This is a genomic window from Streptomyces tremellae, assembly GCF_039540215.1.
In the GTDB taxonomy this organism is placed as follows: domain Bacteria; phylum Actinomycetota; class Actinomycetes; order Streptomycetales; family Streptomycetaceae; genus Streptomyces; species Streptomyces tremellae.
Window position 1 is genome coordinate 64,773 of record NZ_BAABEP010000014.1, and the last position, 17,894, is coordinate 82,666.

At 73.6% G+C, this 17,894-nt stretch carries 15 protein-coding genes; 6 read left to right on the forward strand and 9 right to left on the reverse strand.

The features are described 5' to 3' along the window. The first annotated feature begins 84 nt into the window (after positions 1-84). Positions 85-960, forward strand: coding sequence for an NUDIX hydrolase (locus ABEA77_RS13000; RefSeq protein ID WP_345645673.1), 876 nt, complete (start codon positions 85-87; stop codon positions 958-960). Next, entirely contained in the window at positions 957-1,787 is an 831-nt protein-coding gene (locus ABEA77_RS13005) for an MBL fold metallo-hydrolase (RefSeq protein ID WP_345645675.1), read from the forward strand. The genes ABEA77_RS13000 and ABEA77_RS13005 overlap by 4 nt, the downstream gene beginning before the upstream one ends. Before the next feature lie 27 nt (positions 1,788-1,814). Here the strand turns inward: ABEA77_RS13005 and ABEA77_RS13010 are convergent, their stop codons facing one another. Next, complete coding sequence (locus tag ABEA77_RS13010; RefSeq protein WP_345645677.1) at positions 1,815-2,186, reverse strand: hypothetical protein; 372 nt, start codon at positions 2,184-2,186, stop codon at positions 1,815-1,817. Between the two features lie 538 nt (positions 2,187-2,724). Next, on the reverse strand, positions 2,725-3,399 hold the full coding sequence (locus ABEA77_RS13015; protein WP_345645679.1) for a Crp/Fnr family transcriptional regulator: 675 nt from the start codon (positions 3,397-3,399) through the stop codon (positions 2,725-2,727). 272 nt (positions 3,400-3,671) lie between these two features. On the opposite strand from ABEA77_RS13015, the gene nth reads away from it, so the two are divergent. The 3 genes from nth to ABEA77_RS13030 all read left to right on the forward strand — a co-directional run bounded on the left by nth (position 3,672) and on the right by ABEA77_RS13030 (position 6,718). Continuing rightward, positions 3,672-4,523: an endonuclease III gene (gene nth, locus ABEA77_RS13020; protein ID WP_425588270.1), complete on the forward strand. Its 852-nt coding sequence runs from the start codon at positions 3,672-3,674 to the stop codon at positions 4,521-4,523. A gap of 83 nt (positions 4,524-4,606) precedes the next feature. Then, on the forward strand, positions 4,607-5,389 hold the full coding sequence (locus tag ABEA77_RS13025; protein WP_345645859.1) for an NUDIX hydrolase: 783 nt from the start codon (positions 4,607-4,609) through the stop codon (positions 5,387-5,389). 129 nt (positions 5,390-5,518) lie between these two features. Continuing rightward, a complete protein-coding gene (locus ABEA77_RS13030) occupies positions 5,519-6,718 on the forward strand; it encodes a MarP family serine protease (protein WP_345645682.1) in 1,200 nt (399 codons plus the stop codon). 170 nt (positions 6,719-6,888) lie between these two features. Here the strand turns inward: ABEA77_RS13030 and ABEA77_RS13035 are convergent, their stop codons facing one another. From ABEA77_RS13035 to ABEA77_RS13060, 6 genes are all read right to left on the reverse strand, one after another. Continuing rightward, positions 6,889-7,122 (reverse strand): hypothetical protein, encoded by a 234-nt coding sequence (locus tag ABEA77_RS13035; RefSeq protein WP_345645684.1) that lies wholly within the window; start codon positions 7,120-7,122, stop codon positions 6,889-6,891. A 130-nt stretch (positions 7,123-7,252) separates the two neighbouring features. Continuing rightward, complete coding sequence (locus ABEA77_RS13040) at positions 7,253-8,179, reverse strand: alpha/beta fold hydrolase (protein ID WP_345645687.1); 927 nt, start codon at positions 8,177-8,179, stop codon at positions 7,253-7,255. Further along, complete coding sequence (locus ABEA77_RS13045) at positions 8,176-8,682, reverse strand: phage holin family protein (protein ID WP_345645690.1); 507 nt, start codon at positions 8,680-8,682, stop codon at positions 8,176-8,178. Before ABEA77_RS13045 ends, ABEA77_RS13040 begins: the two co-directional genes overlap by 4 nt. 367 nt (positions 8,683-9,049) lie before the next feature. Then, the gene (gene acs / locus ABEA77_RS13050; RefSeq protein ID WP_345645692.1) at positions 9,050-11,008 is read right to left on the reverse strand and encodes an acetate--CoA ligase; all 1,959 of its coding nucleotides are present in this window, start codon (positions 11,006-11,008) and stop codon (positions 9,050-9,052) included. Between the two features lie 219 nt (positions 11,009-11,227). After that, positions 11,228-13,858, reverse strand: a complete 2,631-nt coding sequence (locus ABEA77_RS13055) for a SulP family inorganic anion transporter (protein WP_425588271.1) — start codon at positions 13,856-13,858, stop codon at positions 11,228-11,230. A gap of 372 nt (positions 13,859-14,230) precedes the next feature. Next, entirely contained in the window at positions 14,231-15,217 is a 987-nt protein-coding gene (locus tag ABEA77_RS13060; RefSeq protein ID WP_345645695.1) for an ATP-binding protein, read from the reverse strand. A gap of 102 nt (positions 15,218-15,319) precedes the next feature. Between ABEA77_RS13060 and ABEA77_RS13065 the strand changes: the two genes are divergently transcribed. Beyond that, entirely contained in the window at positions 15,320-16,222 is a 903-nt protein-coding gene (locus ABEA77_RS13065) for a Fic family protein (protein ID WP_425588272.1), read from the forward strand. Positions 16,223-16,752: 530 nt separating this feature from the next. On the opposite strand, the gene ABEA77_RS13070 is transcribed toward ABEA77_RS13065, so the two are convergent. After that, complete coding sequence (locus ABEA77_RS13070; RefSeq protein ID WP_345645701.1) at positions 16,753-17,598, reverse strand: HAD family hydrolase; 846 nt, start codon at positions 17,596-17,598, stop codon at positions 16,753-16,755. Positions 17,599-17,894 lie beyond the last annotated feature (296 nt).

The following is a 17,894-nucleotide window of genomic DNA, read 5'->3' on the forward strand; positions in this document are numbered from 1 at the left end:
TTCCCCGTACGGGCCGCCCCCTGCGGGCCTCCGCTCGCGCGATCACCTCTCGAACATCCGACCGCGACCGCATACCATCCGGCCATGCCTACAGGTCAGTGGTTCCCGCCCGAGTGGCCCGAGCGGATCAGGGCGCTCGCCGCGGGCGCACTCGACGTGGTGGAGCCCCGCCGTGCCGCAACCGTCGTACTGCTGCGGGACGGCGCCCCCGGGCCCGACGTGTACATGCTGCGCCGGCGGGCCTCGATGGCGTTCGCGGCCGGCGCGTACGTCTATCCGGGCGGTGGCGTCGACCCGCGCGACGACGACCGGCACGTCGGCTGGGCAGGACCCGGCCGCGAGACCTGGGCGCGCCGGCTCGGCGTGGGGCCTTCGGAGGCGCAGGCCGTCGTGTGCGCCGCGGTCCGCGAGACCTACGAGGAGGCCGGGGTCCTGCTGGCGGGCGAGAGCGCGGACAGCGTCGTGGGCGACACCACGGGCGAGGACTGGGAGGCCGACCGCGCCGCGCTCGCCGCGCACGAGCTGTCCTTCGCGGAGTTCCTCGACAAGCGGCGCCTGGTGCTCCGCAGCGACCTGCTGGGCGCGTGGGCGCGCTGGATCACGCCGGAATTCGAGGCGCGCCGCTACGACACGTGGTTCTTCGTCGCGGCCCTGCCCGCGGGCCAGCGCAGCAGGAACGCCTCGACGGAGGCCGACCGCGCCGCCTGGATCAGGCCGGCCGACGCGGTCGCCGCCTACGAGCGCGGGGACCTGCTGATGATGCCGCCCACCGTCTCGACGCTGCGCGACCTGGAGCGGTACGGCTCCGCCGCCCGCGCGCTCGACGCGGCGGCGAAGCGCGATCTTGTGCCGGTGCTCGCGCGGGCCCGCACGGAGGGCGACGAGGTCGTCCTCACCTGGCCGGGCCACGAGGAGTTCACCCGGCGCATCGCCGCCACCCCGGAAGGCGGGCCGGCATGACCGGCGCCGCCGAGCTGCCGGGGCAGCCGCGCGGGGCCGTCACCTCGGGTGCCGCGACGGCGCGCGCGGCCATCGTCCTCGCGCCGAACCCGTCGCCCATGACCCTCGACGGCACCAACACCTGGATCGTCGCGGAACCCGACTCCGACCTCGCCGTCGTGATCGACCCGGGCCCGCTGGACGAGGGGCACCTGCGGGCCGTGGTCCGCGCCGTGGAGGAGGCGGGCAGGCGGGTCGCGCTGACCCTGCTCACCCACGGCCACGCCGACCACGCGGAGGGCGCCGCGCGCTTCGCCGAGCTGACCGGGACCGCCGTGCGCGCCCTCGACCCGGCGCTGCGCCTCGGCGACGAGGGCCTCGGCGCGGGCGACGTCGTCACCACGGGCGGCCTCGAACTGCGGGTCGTGCCGACGCCCGGCCACACGGCCGACTCGCTCAGCTTCCACTTGCCGGCCGACCGCGCGGTCCTCACAGGCGACACGGTCCTCGGCCGCGGCACCACCGTCGTCGCCCACCCGGACGGGCGGCTCGGCGACTACCTCGACTCGCTGCGCAGGCTGCGGTCGCTGACGGTGGACGACGGCGTGGACACCGTGCTTCCTGGGCACGGACCGGTCCTTGAGGACGCCAGGGGCGCCGTCGAGTTCTACCTCGCCCACCGCGCCAACCGCCTGGCCCAGGTCGAGACCGCGGTCGAGAACGGCCTGCGCACCGCCCCCGAGGTGGTGGCCGAGGTCTACGCGGGCGTCGACCGCGTCCTGTGGCCCGCGGCCGAGCTCTCGGTCCGCGCCCAGCTCGACTACCTCGCCGAGCACGGCCTCATCTGACCCCACGGGGCGCCCGCGCCGCGCGACTCACTCCTCGGGATGCGCCTTTGGCCCGTGCGCCCGCGCGTACTCGGCCGCGAGCCAGGGCCTCAGGTCGTCCGCGCACGCCGCGAGCACCGCGGGGTCCTCGACCGGGGCGCGCGCGACGGCGGCCGCGGCGCGCAGCTGGTCGCCGCGCTCGGGGTAGTACCGGGCGAAGATCTCCGCCGACCTGTCCAGGTCGCTGGTCCAGCCGCCCCAGCGGGGCATCACCAGCGTGAAGGCCGTACGGACGAGGTGGCGGGCGTACGCGCGGCTCAGCCTGGCGCGCTCGGCCGGGTCGCCTGCGGCGGCCGTGTTCTGCGCGCGCCAGCGGGGGAGCCGGTGCTCAAGGCCACCGTTGGTCTCGCGGGCGAGCACCGTGTCGGGCCGGTGGCGCGGCAGCAGCGCAGCGAGGTCGTCGCCGGTGAGCGGCGTGCACAGGCAGGCGGTGAACCACCCGAGGTCGTACCGCTCGCGCGCTGAGCAGTCGGCGCGTCGTGTGCGTGAGGATGCCGACGCCGTCGATCACGTCGTACGCGGAGTCGAGCGCGGCAGCGAGCGCGCGGGCCGGCGGCCCGGTCGTCCCTGGAGGGTTCGTCCCCGGCGCCGTACGGGTGCAGGGCGACCAGCGGGTCGAGGTCGGACTCCCCGGGGCGTGCCGTGCCGCGCGGCACGGAGCCGTACAGGTAGGCGCTGTGCAGCCGGGGGGCCGTACGCGTCCGGCACCCGGCGCCGCACGTCCGCCGCCAGGGGGCGGAAGGGTGCCTGTACGCGGTCGAGCGCGCCCTCGCGTACGAGGAAGTCCTCGGGGTCGGGGACGCGGTCCTCCTGGGCGGTCCTGCCGTCTCCGGGGCGATGGCACGCCCCTCTCTCCGGACGCGGGTGGCCGCGGCTGTCGGGCCGCGGCCGGGCGGGGTCAGCGGGAGCGCTTCGCCAGGCGTTCGACGTCGAGGAGGATCACCGCGCGGGCCTCCAGGCGCAGCCAGCCGCGCTGGGCGAAGTCCGCGAGGGCCTTGTTGACCGTCTCGCGGGAGGCGCCGACCAGCTGCGCCAGCTCCTCCTGGGTGAGGTCGTGGACGACGTGGATGCCCTCCTCCGACTGGACGCCGAAGCGGCGCGACAGGTCGAGCAGGGCGCGCGCCACGCGGCCGGGCACGTCGGAGAAGACCAGGTCGGACATCTGGTCGTTGGTCTTGCGCAGGCGCCGGGCGATGGCGCGCAGCAGCGCCGAGGCGACCTCGGGGCGCACATTGAGCCAGGGCAGCAGGTCGCCGTGGCCGAGGCCGAGGAGCTTGACCTCCGTGAGCGCTGTCGCCGTGGCCGTGCGCGGGCCGGGGTCGAACAGCGAGAGCTCGCCGATCAGCTCGCCGGGGCCGAGCACCGCCAGCATGTTCTCGCGCCCGTCGGGGGAGGTGCGGTGGAGCTTGACCTTGCCCTCGGTGACCACGTAGAGGCGGTCTCCGGGGTCCCCCTCGTGGAACAGCGCGTCGCCGCGCGCGAGCGTGGTCTCGCTCATCGAGGCGCGGAGCTCGGTGGCCTGATCGTCATCGAGCGCCGCGAAGAGCGGGGCACGCCGTAGAACGTCGTCCACGAGTTCTCTCCTTGTCGACCTGCTCGGGAAGCGGGCCCCTGCCGGGAAACCGCGATCCCCATGATGCCGTAGGTGCTGCTGATGCCGAACGCGCAGCAACCTCTCCGTACGGAAAGTTTGACCTACCAAGGGTGCTCTGCCGCGCGCTCCGGCGGAATCGGGTGACGGCAGGCCCGTATCCGCCCGGATGTCAGTGGCGGGCTTTAGGCTGGCCGGGTGTCCAACTGACCGGTGAACGACCGGCGACAGCGCAGGCCAAGGGGGCTTGGAGAGTGTCCGCGGAGTCCAGTTCCGCTGTGGGCGAACAGCCCTCGGCAAAACCGAAGAAAAGTGCGAAAGCCGCAAAACCCGAGTCGCATCTCGCGATGGTCAGGCGCGCCCGCCGCATCAACCGCGAGCTGGCCGAGCTCTACCCGTACGCCCACCCGGAGCTCGACTTCAGCAACGCGTTCGAGCTGCTGGTCGCGACCGTGCTGTCCGCGCAGACGACCGACCTGCGGGTCAATCAGACGACGCCGGGGCTGTTCGCGAAGTACCCCACCCCCGAGGACCTGGCGGCGGCGGTGCCCGAGGAGCTTGAGGAGGTCATCAGGCCGACGGGGTTCTTCCGCGCCAAGGCGAAGTCGCTGATCGGCCTCTCCACCGCGCTGCGCGACCGGTTCGGCGGGGAGGTACCGCCCCGTATCGAGGATCTGGTGACGCTGCCCGGCGTCGGCCGCAAGACGGCCAACGTCGTGCTGGGCAACGCCTTCGGAGTGCCGGGTCTGACCGTGGACACCCACTTCGGCCGCCTGGTGCGGCGGTGGAAGTGGACGGACGCCCAGGACCCGGAGAAGGTCGAGGCGGACGTCGCCGCGATCTTCCCCAAGAGCGAGTGGACGATGCTCTCGCACCGGATCATCTTCCACGGCCGCCGCGTCTGCCACTCCCGCAAGCCCGCCTGCGGCGCCTGCTCGATCGCGCCGCTGTGCCCCGCGTACGGGGAGGGCGAGACGGACCCGGAGAAGGCGAAGAAGCTCCTCAAGTACGAGCTGGCGGGCAAGCCGGGCCAGCGGCTGAGCCCGCCGTCCGACTATCCGGGCAGGCCCGCGCCGCCGCTCGGCGCCCCGGAGGGCGGCGCGTGAGCCGAGGCGGGCCGCCGGCGCCCGCACCGGCCCCGGGGGGGAACGATCACACCGCGCCGCCGCGTTACCGCTCGGGGGTGCAGATGACGAACGCGCGGACACACAGGGCCGGGGAGGCCGCGGCGGCCACGGGGCACGCCGCCCAGGCGGCGGCGACCGGACGGGCGGCGCCGCCCGTCGAGGCGGGCGGCGCCCCGCCGGGCCCCGCCGTCAGCACGGCCGGCCTGCCCGGGTGGCTCCAGCCCGTCGTGCGCGCCGCCGCGACCGTACGGCCCGAGCAGCTGAGCAGGTTCCTGCCGCCCGAGGACGGCGGCGGCCGCCAGTCGGCGGTCCTCGTCCTCTTCGGCGAGGGCGAGCGCGGCCCCGAACTGCTGCTGACGGAGCGGGCGAGCAGCCTCCGCTCGCACGCGGGCCAGCCGTCCTTCCCCGGTGGCGCGCTCGACCCGGAGGACGGCGACCCGGCGACCAGCGGGCCGCTGCGCGCCGCCCTGCGCGAAGCCCACGAGGAGACCGGCCTCGACCCCTCGGGCGTGCAGGTCTTCGGCGTGCTGCCGCGGCTGTACATCCCGGTCAGCCGGTTCGTCGTGACGCCGGTGCTCGGCTGGTGGCACACCCCGAGCCCGGTCGGGGTCGTCGACCCCGCGGAGACCGCGCGGGTCTTCACGGTTCCCGTGGCGGATCTCACCAACCCCGCACACCGCGCCACGACCGTCCACCCCGGCGGCCACCGGGGCCCCGCCTTCCAGTGCGGATCTTCGCTGGTCTGGGGTTTCACGGCGGGTGTGATCGACCGGCTGCTGCACTACGCCGGGTGGGAGCTGCCCTGGGACCGCGACAGGCGGGTCCCCCTCGACTGGCGTGCATGACAGGCTGAACCCCGCACCCGCGCCCGGACGCCGGGCCCCGACCCGAGGGGCCCGGGTGGGCCACGACCCCGCCAGGGCCTCAAGACCACCACGCGAGGCGCCTGGGACGACAATGCGAGGCATCTGACGGTGAACGTGCTGGACATCCTGCTGCTGGTCGCCGCCGTGTGGTTCGCGGTCATCGGCTATCGCCAGGGATTCGTCGTCGGCATCCTCTCGGTGATCGGCTTCCTCGGCGGCGGCCTCGTCGCCGTCTACCTGCTGCCGCTGGTCTGGAAGCAGCTGACCAGCAACGCCGACGTGTCCACGACCGCGGTCGTCGTGGCCGTCGTGATCGTCGTCGTCTGCGCCTCGGTCGGCCAGGCGTTCACCACGCACCTCGGCAACAAGCTGCGCAGGTTCATCACCTGGTCGCCCGCCCGCGCCCTGGACGCGACGGGCGGCGCGCTGGTCAACGTGGTCGCGATGCTGCTGGTGGCGTGGCTCCTCGGCTCCGCGCTCGCCGTCACGTCGCTGCCGACGATCGGCAAGGAGGTGCGCAGCTCCAAGGTGCTCCTCGGGGTGTCCCAGGTGATGCCGGACCAGGCGACCACCTGGTTCGCCGACTTCTCCTCGGTCCTCGCGCAGAACGGCTTCCCGCAGGTCTTCAGCCCCTTCGCGAACGAGCCGATCACCCAGGTCCAGGCGCCTGACCCGGCCCTCGCGGGCAGCCCCGTCGCGGCCCGCGCGCAGAAGTCCGTGGTGAAGGTCGTCGGCACGGCCTCGGGCTGCGGGAAGGTGCTGGAGGGCTCCGGGTTCGTCTTCGCCGACCACCGGGTCATCACCAACGCACACGTCGTGGGCGGCGTCAGCGACCCGACCGTGCAGATCGGCGGGCAGGGCAGGCTGTACGACGCGAAGGTCGTCCTCTACGACTGGCAGCGCGACATCGCCGTGCTCGACGTGCCCGACCTCGACGCGACGCCGCTGAAGTTCAGCGCCGCCGACGCGCGCAGCGGCAACAGCGCCATCGTCGCGGGCTTCCCCGAGAACGGCGCGTACGACGTGCGCTCCGCGCGCGTCCGCGGGCGGATCAACGCGAGCGGCCCCGACATCTACCACCGCGGCAATGTCACGCGCGACGTGTACTCGCTCTACGCGACGGTCCGGCAGGGCAACTCCGGCGGCCCGCTGCTGACCCCTGACGGCCGGGTGTACGGGGTGATCTTCGCCAGGTCGCTCGACGACGACAACACCGGCTACGCCCTGACCGCCGACGAGATCGGGCCCGACATCACGGCGGGCAGGACGGCACACCAGCAGGTCGACACGCAGGGCTGCGCGCTCTAGCAGACCGACCGCGACCTCGTGAACGGGACCCTGCACCCGCCGGACAGGGCTCCAAAGGCCCGGCAGGCGACGTTTCCTGAGGCCTGGTCGGGCGTGAAGAAGCCCCGGGCGGGCGGCCCGGGGCGGGGTGGTCGGTGGGTCGTGTCGCGTACGGAGGGCGGGCGGACCGCTCAGGCGCTGCTGCGCGTGCCGGCCCTGGCCGTCGAGGCGCCACGCTGGTGGCGCAGCCTCGCGGAGACCCAGCGCGCCCTGCGGCGGATGATGAGGGGGATACCGAGCCCCAGCCGCTGCTCCTGGTCCGTGACCCCTATCTGCGGGACACCATCCCTCGGGTACGTGATCGGCGCTTCGGCCGATGCCGGGTTCCTGCGTGCTGCGTCACTGTGATCGTGCGTCCAGCCCATACCCGACGTGTGCCCGTGCCCCATGGTCGGTAACCACGCAGCTCCGCCTCAATCGGCCTATGCTCCCGGCAATTGGCAGCTCGTGCGGCCGTCGTAGCGGATTCATCAGTTCGGGGGAGTCGCGGTCGCCTCAGGCGTCGTGCCGGTCCTGCGCCGGGTCGGCGAGCCAGTCGAGCAGCTCGGTGGAGAAGGCGACCGGGTCCTCCTCGTGCGGGAAGTGCCCGACGCCCTCGAACAGCCGCCAGCGGTAGGCCGACTCCACGTACGCGACGGAGCCCGCCGTGGAGCGGGTGCGCATCGCCGGGTCGAGCGCGCCGTGCAACTGGAGCGTGGGGACGCGCACGGGCCGCTTCATGCGCCGGTAGAACTGGACGCCGTCGGGCCTGGCGAGCGACCTGACCATCCAGCGGTACGGCTCGACCGCGCAGTGCGCGGTCGACGGGATCTGCATCGCCCGCCGGTAGGTGGCGAGGGCCTTGTCGTCGGGCTTGGCGGGCCCCGACCACTGGGTGATCAGCTCGCCGACCAGCGCCGCGTCGTCCGCGACCAGGCGCCGCTCCGGCACCCAGGGCCGCTGGAACCCCCACACGTAAGCCCCCGCGCGGGTCTGCGCGAGGTCGGAGAGCATCGCCGCGCGCCAACGGCGGGGGTGCGGCATGGAACTGACGACCAGCCGCCGCACCAGCTTGGGCCGCATCACGGCCGCGGTCCAGGCCAGGTAGCCGCCCAGGTCGTGTCCGACGAGCGCCGCGTCGGGCTCGCCGAGCGACCGTACGACGCCGGTGATGTCGAGCGCCAGGTTCGCCGGGTCGTAGCCCCGGGGCGTGCGGTCGCTGCCCCCGACGCCCCGCAGGTCCATCGCCACCGCCCGGTACCCGGCGTCCGCGAGCGCCTCCAGTTGGTGGCGCCAGGTCCACCAGAACTGCGGGAAGCCGTGCAGGAGCAGCACGAGCGGCCCCTCGCCCAGCTCGGCGATGTGGAAGCGCGCACCGTTGGCCGCCACGTCGCGATGGGTCCAGGGTCCGTCGATGCGCACGCCCGAGTCAGAGGCCGTCATGCAGACGAGCGTGCCACAGTCGCGGAGTCCGAGGGGGCGGTGGTCGCGAGCTCCCGCTCGTGCGGCTTGGCCTTCTGGAGCACGGCCGCCGTCTCCTTCGCGGCCGCGATCGTCTTCTGGGGCGGCTTCACCTTCTTGAACTTCAGCGCGGCGAAGCCGCCGAGGATGCCGGCGAGCACCACGAAGGCGCCGGCGACGATCAGGAACGACCAGGCGAGGCCGAGCCCGAGGTTGTGGATGCCGTACGCGGCAGCGAAGCTGAACATGGGCAGCGAGAACAGCAGGAAGATTCCGGCGGTGCCGCCCGCGGCGCCGCCCATCACGCCCCGCTTGACGTCCTGGCGCAACTCCGCCTTGGCGAGCGCGATCTCGTCGTGCACCAGCTCCGACATCTCGGCGGTGGCGGCGGCGACCAGCTGGCCGAGACTGCGGTCGGCGGGGACGGTCTCGACGACGGTGCCCGTCTTTACCGCGTCGGCAACCTGCTTCTCGGGGTCGCTCATCGGTGACTCCCTCTCCTCGGCCGTAACTGTTCTCTGGTGTCGTTCTTCTGCGTCCGCGGGCGCCGGGACCCGGACGCGCGGCCCGCGCCCGCTTCCGGGCTCCTGCTCAGGGCCCCCGGGGCCCGTGAGTCAGATGTTCCCGTTGTCCGATCATGCCGGACGGCGGTCGTCCGCGCGCGCTGCCCCCACGGGGCGGGGCCCGGGGACGGCCGTGTCACCCATCGGTACCCCCGTTCGCGCGGCCCGCACACACCGGCCGCGGGCGCCCGTGTCGCCGCCTGCCCCCGGGAACGGCGGCGGGGGTGCCGGGGAGCCCGTCCCCGGCACCCCCGCAGGGGGCGTGGTCACCGTCCGTGACGGTGGTCCCTCAGTCCTCGCTCGACGCCGTCGGCAGCTGGCTCTGGATCAGGTCCATCACGGACGCGTCGGTCAGCGTGGTCACGTCGCCGAGCTGGCGGTTCTCCGCCACGTCCCGCAGCAGCCGCCGCATGATCTTGCCGGAGCGGGTCTTCGGCAGCTCCGCGACGGGCAGGACGCGCTTCGGCTTGGCGATCGGGCCGAGCGTCGCGCCGACGTGGTTGCGCAGCTCGGCGACCAGCCCGTCGTCCACCTGGGCAGAGCCGCGCAGGATCACGAACGCGACGATCGCCTGGCCGGTCGTGTCGTCCGCCGCGCCGACGACCGCGGCCTCCGCGACCTTCGGGTGCGAGACGAGCGCCGACTCGACCTCCGTGGTGGAGATGTTGTGGCCGGAGATCAGCATGACGTCGTCGACCCGGCCGAGCAGCCAGATGTCGCCGTCGTCGTCCTTCTTCGCGCCGTCGCCGGCGAAGTACCTGCCCTCGAAGCGTGACCAGTACGTGTCGAGGAAGCGCTGGTCGTCGCCCCAGACCGTGCGCAGCATCGACGGCCAGGGCTCGGTGAGGACCAGGTAGCCGCCGCCCCCGTCGGGCACCTCGTTGCCCTCGTCGTCCACGACGGTGGCGGAGATGCCGGGCAGCGCGCGCTGCGCCGAGCCCGGCTTGGTCTCCGTCACGCCGGGCAGCGGGGAGATCATCACGGCGCCCGTCTCGGTCTGCCACCAGGTGTCGACGACCGGGGTCTTCCCGCCGCCGATGTTCTCGCGGTACCAGACCCACGCCTCCGGGTTGATCGGCTCGCCGACCGACCCGAGGACGCGCAGGCTGGACAGGTCGTAGCGGGCGGGGATGTCGTCGCCCCACTTCATGAACGTGCGGATCGCGGTGGGCGCCGCGTACAGCAGCGTCACGCCGTACTTCTGCACGATCTCCCAGAACCTGCCCTGGTGCGGGGTGTCGGGGGTGCCCTCGTACATGACCTGCGAGGCGCCGTTGGCGAGCGGCCCGTAGACGATGTACGAGTGTCCCGTGACCCAGCCGATGTCGGCGGTGCACCAGTAGACGTCGGTCTCCGGCTTGAGGTCGAAGACGGCGTGGTGGGTGAAGGACGTCTGCGTCAGGTAGCCGCCCGACGTGTGCAGGATGCCCTTCGGCTTCCCCGTGGTGCCGGACGTGTACAGGATGAACAGCGGGTGCTCGGCGTCGAACGCCTCCGGCGTGTGCTGCGCGGACTGGCGGTCCACGACGTCGTGCCACCACACGTCGCGGCTCGCGTCGAACGCGGTCTCCTGGCCCGTGCGGCGGACCACGAGGACGTGCTCGACCTGCGGACACTTCGCGACGGCCTCGTCGATGGCGGGCTTCAGCGCGTTCGGCTTGCCGCGTCGGTAGCCGCCGTCCGCGGTGATGACGACCTTCGCGTCGGCGTCCTGGATGCGGGAGGCGACGGCGTCGGCGGAGAAGCCGCCGAAGACGACGGAGTGCGGCGCGCCGATCCTGGCGCAGGCCAGCATCGCGACGACCGCCTCCGGGATCATCGGCAGGTAGACGGCGACCCGGTCGCCCTTGGTGACGCCGAGTTCGAGCAGGGCGTTGGCCGCCTTGGAGACCTCGTCCTTGAGCTGCGCGTACGTCAGGGTGCGGCTGTCGCCGGGCTCGCCCTCGAAGTGGATCGCGACCCGGTCGCCGTGGCCGGCCTCGACGTGCCGGTCGACGCAGTTGTACGCGACGTTCAGTTTGCCGTCGGCGAACCACTTCGCGAACGGCGGGTTCGTCCAGTCGAGCGTCTGCGTCGGCTCCGTCTCCCAGGCCAGCCGCCTCGCCTGCGCGGCCCAGAAGCCGAGCCGGTCCTCCGCCGCCTGTTCGTAGGCGTCCGCCGTCACGTTCGCGTGCGCGGCCAGGTCCGCGGGTGGCGCGAACCGGCGTTCTTCCTTGAGCAGGTTGGAGAGGGAGGGATGCTCACTCATGGCGACTCCTGACGCAGACGTGCAGCTGGTTTAGACCAATTCTCGGGATGCTCGATCATCGCAGTCAACAGTTGATCCTGGCACCTCTGCGCGCGCCGGGTACAGCGCCTCGGCAGGGTCGGAGCGCCCCGGACGGCAACGCGCCCCGTCCTTCGGACATATGAACGCCCCCGCCCCGCAGGACACGGGGAGGGGGCGCCGCCGCCGGCGGCCCGGGGCTCAGGCGGGGGAGCCGGCCGGCTCGGTCTCGGCCGTGCCCACGCGGTGGAAGACGGGGGCGTCCGCGCCGGGGTCGGGTTCCGGCCCGGACCGGGCGCGGGGCCGCTCGTCGAGCAGATACGCCTGGGCCTCCCCGACGTGGAAGTACATGCCGTGCAGCGCCAGGGCGCCCTCCGCGGTCCCGCGGGCCACGGCGGGGTGGGCCCGCAGGTTGTCCAGCTGCTGGACGACGTTGGCCAGGCAGAGCTCCTCGACCGTGTCGGCGGCGGGCCGCGCGGAGAGCCGCGCGGCCGGGCCGCCGGGCTCGCGCATGCGCCGCAGGCTCGGCAGGCCGTGCCGCAGCCAGCGGCGCAGCGGGGTGGGCTCGGCCGCGGCCGAGCCGCCCTCCTGCCGGGCGGCGTCGTCCGCGAGCAGCGCCTGCATGGCGCCGCACCCCGAGTGCCCGCACACGGTGATGGAGCCGACGCGCAGCACGTCGACGGCGTACTCGATCGCCGCGGCCACCGAGTCGTCGCCGCCCTCGGCGCCGGGCAGCGGGACCAGGTTGCCCACGTTGCGCACGGTGAAGAGGTCGCCGGGGCCGCTCGCCGTGATCATGCTCGTGACGAGCCGGGAGTCCGAGCAGGTGAGGAACAGCTGTGAGGGCCGCTGTCCCTCGCGCGCCAGCCGCGCCAGCTCGTCCCGCACCAGGGGCGCCGTGTGCCGCTGGAACGAGCTGAGCCCGCTGGCCAGCCGGCCGGCGCCGGTGCCCGGGGGCGCGGGCACGGCCGTCCGCGCTGCCTGCCCCGCGGGTCCGCCCTGTCCCGCCAGGCCGGCCTGCTTGCCGTGGCGCACCGGTCCCCGGCGCGCGCGGGCGCGGGCCGCGAGGGCGGTGAGGGCGGCGAGCGGGATGCGCGCGCCGCGCCGCGGCCGTACGCCGTCCAGGTCCCGCGCCCGCTGCGCGTGCGGTTCCCCGCAGTGGTGGTTGCGCCACGGCGTCCAGGGACGGCAGCAGCCGCTCGGCTCGCGCCGCGGCTCGGCGAGCCGACCGCCCGCCCCGCCGGTGAACTCCGCGGTGCCGCCGTGCGCGGCCTGCGCCGTCTGCCACTCGTGCAGCACCTCGTACGCGGCGTGGTCCATGAACGACCCGTCGAGCTCGACCACGCACACCGCGTGCTGCGGCACCTGATGCAGCACCCGGGTGAGCCGGGGGACCGCGAGAAACGTCAACTGCCCACTGACGCGCACGTGGTAGCCGTCTCCGAGCGGTTCCATCGTGATCTGCGTACGGGCCAGCCTGCGCAGCGCGACGACCACCGCGACGGCGCCGCCGAACGCCACGCCCTGGAGCACGCCGAACAGGAGCACCGAGGCCACCGTCGCCACGTACACCAGGAACTCGCGGTGCCGGTGGACGTTGCGGATGTGCGCGTACGACACCATCTGGACGCCGACCGCCATCACCAGCGCGGCGAGCGCCGAGAGCGGGATCCATTCGAGCGCGGGGGCGAGCAGCCCGGCGGCGAGCAGCACCCAGACGCCGTGCAGGACCGTGGAGGCGCGGCCCGTGGCGCCCGCCCGCACATTGGCCGAGCCGCGCACGGCGCCGCCGGATACGGCGAGTCCGCCGAGGAGTCCGGAGAGCGCGTTGGCGACGCCCTGCGCGCGCAGCTCCCTGTCGAGGTCGGGCCGCGGCGGGCGCGGCGCACCGGTGGCGCGGGCCCCGGCGAGCTTGTCCACGGCGACCGCGGAGAGCAGCGACTCCAGGCTCGCGACCAGCGTCATCGTCAGCACGGCCGTCAGCAGCGGGAGCGCGGGGCCGTCCGGCACCGCGGGCAGGACGTGCGCGCTCCAGGACGGCAGGTCGACACGCGCGACGTCGGGGGCGGTGAACGCGGCCACGGCGGTCGCGGCGCCGACCGAGACCAGCGCGGCGGGGACCCGTCCCACGGTCCTGCGCGCGCGGCCCGGCAGCCGCGGCCAGAGGACCAGCACGGCCAGGGTCAGCGCGCCGATGAGCGGCGACACCGGCCCGACATGGGCGAGTTGGCCGGGCAGCGCGAGGACGTTGTCGACGGCGGAGCTCTGCGGGGAGCCGCCGAGCACGACATGGAGCTGGGCGAGCGCGATGGCGACGCCGATCCCTGCGAGCGTGCCGTGCACGATGGCGGGGCTGACGGCGAGCGCGGACCTCGCGGCCCTGAACGTCCCGAGGAGGATCTGGAGGAGTCCGGCCCCGATGGTGATGGCGCAGGTCGTGCGCCAGCCGAACTGCTGGATCATGCCGGCGGTGACGACGGTCAGACCCGCCGAGGGGCCGCTGACCAGAAGAGGTGAGCCGCCGAGTGCGCCGGCGACGATGCCGCCGATGCCGGCGGCGAGGAGTGCGGCGCCGAGCGGGGCGCCCATCGCCACGGCGAGGCCGAGCGACATGGGAATGGCGATCAGGAAGACGGTGACGGACGCCGACACGTCGGCGCCCGCGAGGCGGAGGCGGCGCCTGCCGCCCGGCCCGTGGCCCGGTGCGGGCGCGCCGGCCCGGGACGGCGGCCCGTGGGGCCGCTGGTGGGTGGTGGTCGAGTCGGTCGCGGTGGTGGCGGTACGGGTCGTGGGGCCCGAGGGGGGCCCGGAGGGTACGCGTGCGGACGACATGTTCCCGTCTCCTCTGGGGTGGCACGGCGCCGGTGGTCCGGCGGCCGGGAGTCACGACGTGCAGTGGCGGGATCGGTCAGGACCGGAAGCGGTACAGGACCGGGGAATGGTTCAAGAAATGGCAAACAAACCGTAACGATGCGTAAAGTCATTGTCGTCCGCCGAGCGGCAGGCGGAGCAATCATTCACCCGTAATAGTGAATAGTCGCTTTTAAGGGCTCCGGCGGTACGCCGGAGCCCGAGGTGGTGTGTGAGGGGCCCGCGGGGGTGTGGGACGCGCACGGCGGCGCGCGGGAAGCGGCGCGTGCGGCCCCGTCCCTGAGCCCCCGTCAGCCCTGCCGGGCCCCCGGTCGGCCCGGCCGCGGCTTCCCGTCAGCCCTGCCGGGCCAGCGCGGCCGTCTCGCCGAGCACGAACGCGGGATCGACCTGGGACGCCAGGTCGGCGCCGGTCTTCGCGTTGCCCCAGCTCTCCGCGTTCTTCAAGTGGAAGTGCACCATCTGCCGGGTGTAGCGGGTCCAGTCGCGGTGCTCGTACGACCGCACGGCGGCGGCCTTGAGCGTTTCGAGGGCGGCGCGGTTCGCCTCCTCCAGCCGGTCGAACGGCGCGGGCCTGCCCTTCTCCATCGCCCGCACCCAGTCCGACTGCGTCAGCGTGACGAGCAGGTCGTCGCCTACCTCGTCCCGCAGGAACCGCAGATCGGACGCGTCCTGCACCTTGTTGCCCACCACTTTCAGCGCGACGCCGAAATCGCGGGCGTACTCCTTGTACTGCCGGTACACCGAAACGCCCTTCCGTGTCGGCTCCGCGACCAGGAACGTGAGGTCGAACCGGGTGAACATGCCGGAGGCGAACGAGTCGGAGCCGGCCGTCATGTCCACCACGACGTACTCGCCGGGGCCGTCCACCAGGTGGTTCAGGCACAGCTCGACCGCGCCGACCTTGGAGTGGTAGCAGGCGACGCCGAGGTCCTCCTCGGTGAACGGGCCCGTCGCCATCAGCCGCACGGCGCCGCCGTCGAGGCGCACAGGGCGCGCGCACGCGTCGTAGACCGGGTTGTCCTCCACCACGCGCAGCAGCCGCGAGCCCTCGCCGGGCGGCGTCGTCTTGATCATCGACTCGGCCGAGGCGATGCGCGGGTTGCTGCCCCGCAGGTAGTCCTTGATCAGGGGGAGGTGCGCGCCCATCGCGGGCAGCGCCGCGGCCTCCTCCTCGGTGAGGCCGAGTGCGGCGCCCAGGTGCTGGTTGATGTCGGCGTCGACGGCGACGACGGGGGTGCCGTCCGCGGCCAGGCTGCGGATGTAGAGCGAGGACAGCGTGGTCTTGCCGCTGCCGCCCTTGCCCACGAAAGCGATCTTCATGCTTACGTAGAGTAGTCGATTCGCTGCGTGCCGTGTCCGGCTTGCGTGAAGAAGACCACTCCACCGTGGGCGCTCCGGCGGGGGCGCGTAGCCTCGCTCCCTATGAGCAGGTCCGCCTCCGACACCCCTTCCGACACCTCGCCCCGCCCCGCGGCGGCCCCGCGGCCCGACGACCCGCTGGCGGCGCTGGCCTCGCTGCCCGGGGTCGCCGACGCGGTGGAGTCCGTCCGCGCGGCCGTCGACCGCGTCTACGGGCACCGGGTGATGCGGCGCCGCAGTACGGAGGTCACCTCGGAGGCCGCCCTGCGCGCGGCGCGCGGCTCCGCCGCCCTGTCCGGCGCGGACTGGGCGCTGGAAGAGGTGCGGCGGCGCACGGACTTCGGTGCGGACCCGCAGGCGCGCACGGTGGGTGCGGCGCTGCGGGTGACCGCGGAGGCCGGGCAGCTGCTCTCCGTGTGGCGGCAGTCCCCGACGCGCGTGCTGGCCAGGCTGCACCTGGTAGCGGCGGGCGGTGCGAGCGCGGCCGACGAGCGCGTCGGGCGGCCGAGGCTCGCCGGGGAGCCGGTGGTCGAGGCGCCGGGCCACGAGGGTGCGGAGCCGCTGACCGAGGCGCGGCTGCCCGGCCCCGAGGAGGTGGCGGGCCGGCTCGACGGGCTGACCGGGCTGCTCCTCGCCCCGAGCGGCGCGCCTGCCCTCGTCGCGGCCGCCGTCGTGCACGGCGAACTGCTGGCGCTGCGGCCCTTCGGCTCGTACAACGGCGTGGTGGCGCGGGCCGCGGAACGCGTCGTGCTGATCAACAGCGGTCTGGACCCGAAGTCGATCTGTCCGGCGGAGGTCGGCCACGCGGAGCAGGGCAGGGCCGCCTACGCGGCGGCTTTCGATGGCTATCTGTCGGGCACCCCTGGCGGGATGGCCGCGTGGATCGCCCACTGCGGGCGCGCGGTCGAGCTGGGCGTCAGGGAGTCCACCGCGGTCTGCGAGGCGCTCCAGCGCGGCGCGGCCTGAGGTCCTTTTGGGGCGTTCCGGGGTTGCGGGGCGCTGAGGGGCCGGCTTCGACCTCTCGTGCGACGGCGTCAGGCCGGCCACCTTCCTGGCTGTTTGAAGGTGTAAGTAAAAAGGTGGGGCGGCGGGTTCCGTCCCGGTCGGCCCGGGAGTACAAAGGAATCAACGGCCCGCGTGACCACGGACGTCCGAGAGGACGACCGCACACGCACAGGCCACACGGACCGCGTGCACACCACCGGGCACCCACGCGACGTCGACCCGTCGATTACGGGCCAGCCGCACCAGGTGACGGGCAAAGTACCCGACCTGATGGGCGCATTTCGAAGGACGCCTGGTAACCCGGCGGGCGTGCCGGCGGCGGTGCCGCAAGGCGCCGCCGCAATTCTGTGCCGGTCTTTCCGTGCGGGCCTTTCCGTGCCGATCCTTCTGTACCGGCCCTTCTGTGCCGGCCCTTCTGCGGCCGACTTTCCGCTTTCCGCGCCGGTCTTTCCCTGTGCGTGTGTGCGTTTCCGCAGGTGCCCGCGGGCGGCTCATGCCAGGGCGCGCCTGCGGTTCGACGCGTACCAGACGAGCCCCGCGGTCACCGCGGCGGCGGCGAGCGCGACGGCGGCCGCCACCCCGGGGCGCCCCGGCAGGGAGAACGCGGGCAGTCGCTGCCGCAGCCGGACCGGGCGGTCGAAGACGAGGACCGGCCAGCCGCGGCTCGCCGCCTCGCGCCGCAGCGCCCGGTCCGGGTTGACCGCGAAGGGATGGCCGACCGATTCGAGCATCGGCACGTCCGTGGCGGAATCGCTGTACGCGTAGCAGTGGGCCAGCTCGTACCCCTCGGAGGCGGCGAGGGCGCGGACGGCCTCGGCCTTCGTCGGCCCGTACGCGTAGTACTCCACCTCGCCCGTGAAGCAGCCGTCCTCGCCGATCGCCATCCGGGTCGCGACGACACGGTCCGCACCGAGCAACGCGCCGATGGGCTCGACGACTTCGGCCCCCGAGGTGGAGACGATGACCACGTCCCTGCCGGCCGCGTGGTGGTCCTCGATCAGCGAGGCGGCCTCGTCGTAGATGATCGGATCGATGAGGTCGTGCAGTGCCTCCGCGACGATCTCCTTGACCTGTGCCACGTTCCACCCCTTGCACAGCGCGGAGAGGTACTGCCGCATGCGCTCCATCTGGTCGTGGTCCGCGCGCCCGGCGAGGAAGACGAACTGCGCGTACGCGGTGCGCAGGACGGCGCGGCGGTTCATCAGGCCGCCTTGGTAGAAGGACCGGCCGAAGGTCAGCGTCGACGACTTCGCAATGACCGTCTTGTCCAAGTCGAAGAAGGCAGCTGTACGTGGCAAGTAGTCGTTTTCCACGCTCCGAGCATATGCGCCCACCATTCGGCGTAAGGTATGGCGTGTGGGTTTGCCTGAGAAGGCTCTCGGGTACACCATGGAAGTCACGGATCGTTCGCGACCGTGTCTAACCCGGTCCGGCTCCTCCCCCCCCGAGTCGGCCGTGGGGACGACCCCCGCTCTCCCCCCCGGCGGGGGTCGTCGCATGTCCGGGCCCGGTTCTGGCCCCTCACCTCCTGTGCCGCGCGCGTTGGCGCGCCGCTGTCGGCTGCCCTGCGAGCTGTTTCAGCCCAGCGTGCACCGTCACACCGTGTAGCGGGAGTCCGCGCGGCGAATGTCAC

Bases quoted from the DNA above. Each gene is read 5' to 3' on its own strand.
- ABEA77_RS13065 (WP_425588272.1), top strand. From the start codon at position 15,320: ATGAGCAGGTCCGCCTCCGACACCCCTTCCGACACCTCGCCCCGCCCC.
- ABEA77_RS13040 (WP_345645687.1), bottom strand. From the start codon at position 8,179: ATGACGGCCTCTGACTCGGGCGTGCGCATCGACGGACCCTGGACCCAT.
- ABEA77_RS13045 (WP_345645690.1), bottom strand. From the start codon at position 8,682: ATGAGCGACCCCGAGAAGCAGGTTGCCGACGCGGTAAAGACGGGCACC.
- ABEA77_RS13055 (WP_425588271.1), bottom strand. From the start codon at position 13,858: ATGTCGTCCGCACGCGTACCCTCCGGGCCCCCCTCGGGCCCCACGACC.
- ABEA77_RS13035 (WP_345645684.1), bottom strand. From the start codon at position 7,122: ATGGGCTGGACGCACGATCACAGTGACGCAGCACGCAGGAACCCGGCA.
- ABEA77_RS13005 (WP_345645675.1), top strand. From the start codon at position 957: ATGACCGGCGCCGCCGAGCTGCCGGGGCAGCCGCGCGGGGCCGTCACC.
- ABEA77_RS13000 (WP_345645673.1), top strand. From the start codon at position 85: ATGCCTACAGGTCAGTGGTTCCCGCCCGAGTGGCCCGAGCGGATCAGG.
- ABEA77_RS13060 (WP_345645695.1), bottom strand. From the start codon at position 15,217: ATGAAGATCGCTTTCGTGGGCAAGGGCGGCAGCGGCAAGACCACGCTG.
- ABEA77_RS13070 (WP_345645701.1), bottom strand. From the start codon at position 17,598: ATGGTGGGCGCATATGCTCGGAGCGTGGAAAACGACTACTTGCCACGT.
- ABEA77_RS13025 (WP_345645859.1), top strand. From the start codon at position 4,607: ATGACGAACGCGCGGACACACAGGGCCGGGGAGGCCGCGGCGGCCACG.
- acs (WP_345645692.1), bottom strand. From the start codon at position 11,008: ATGAGTGAGCATCCCTCCCTCTCCAACCTGCTCAAGGAAGAACGCCGG.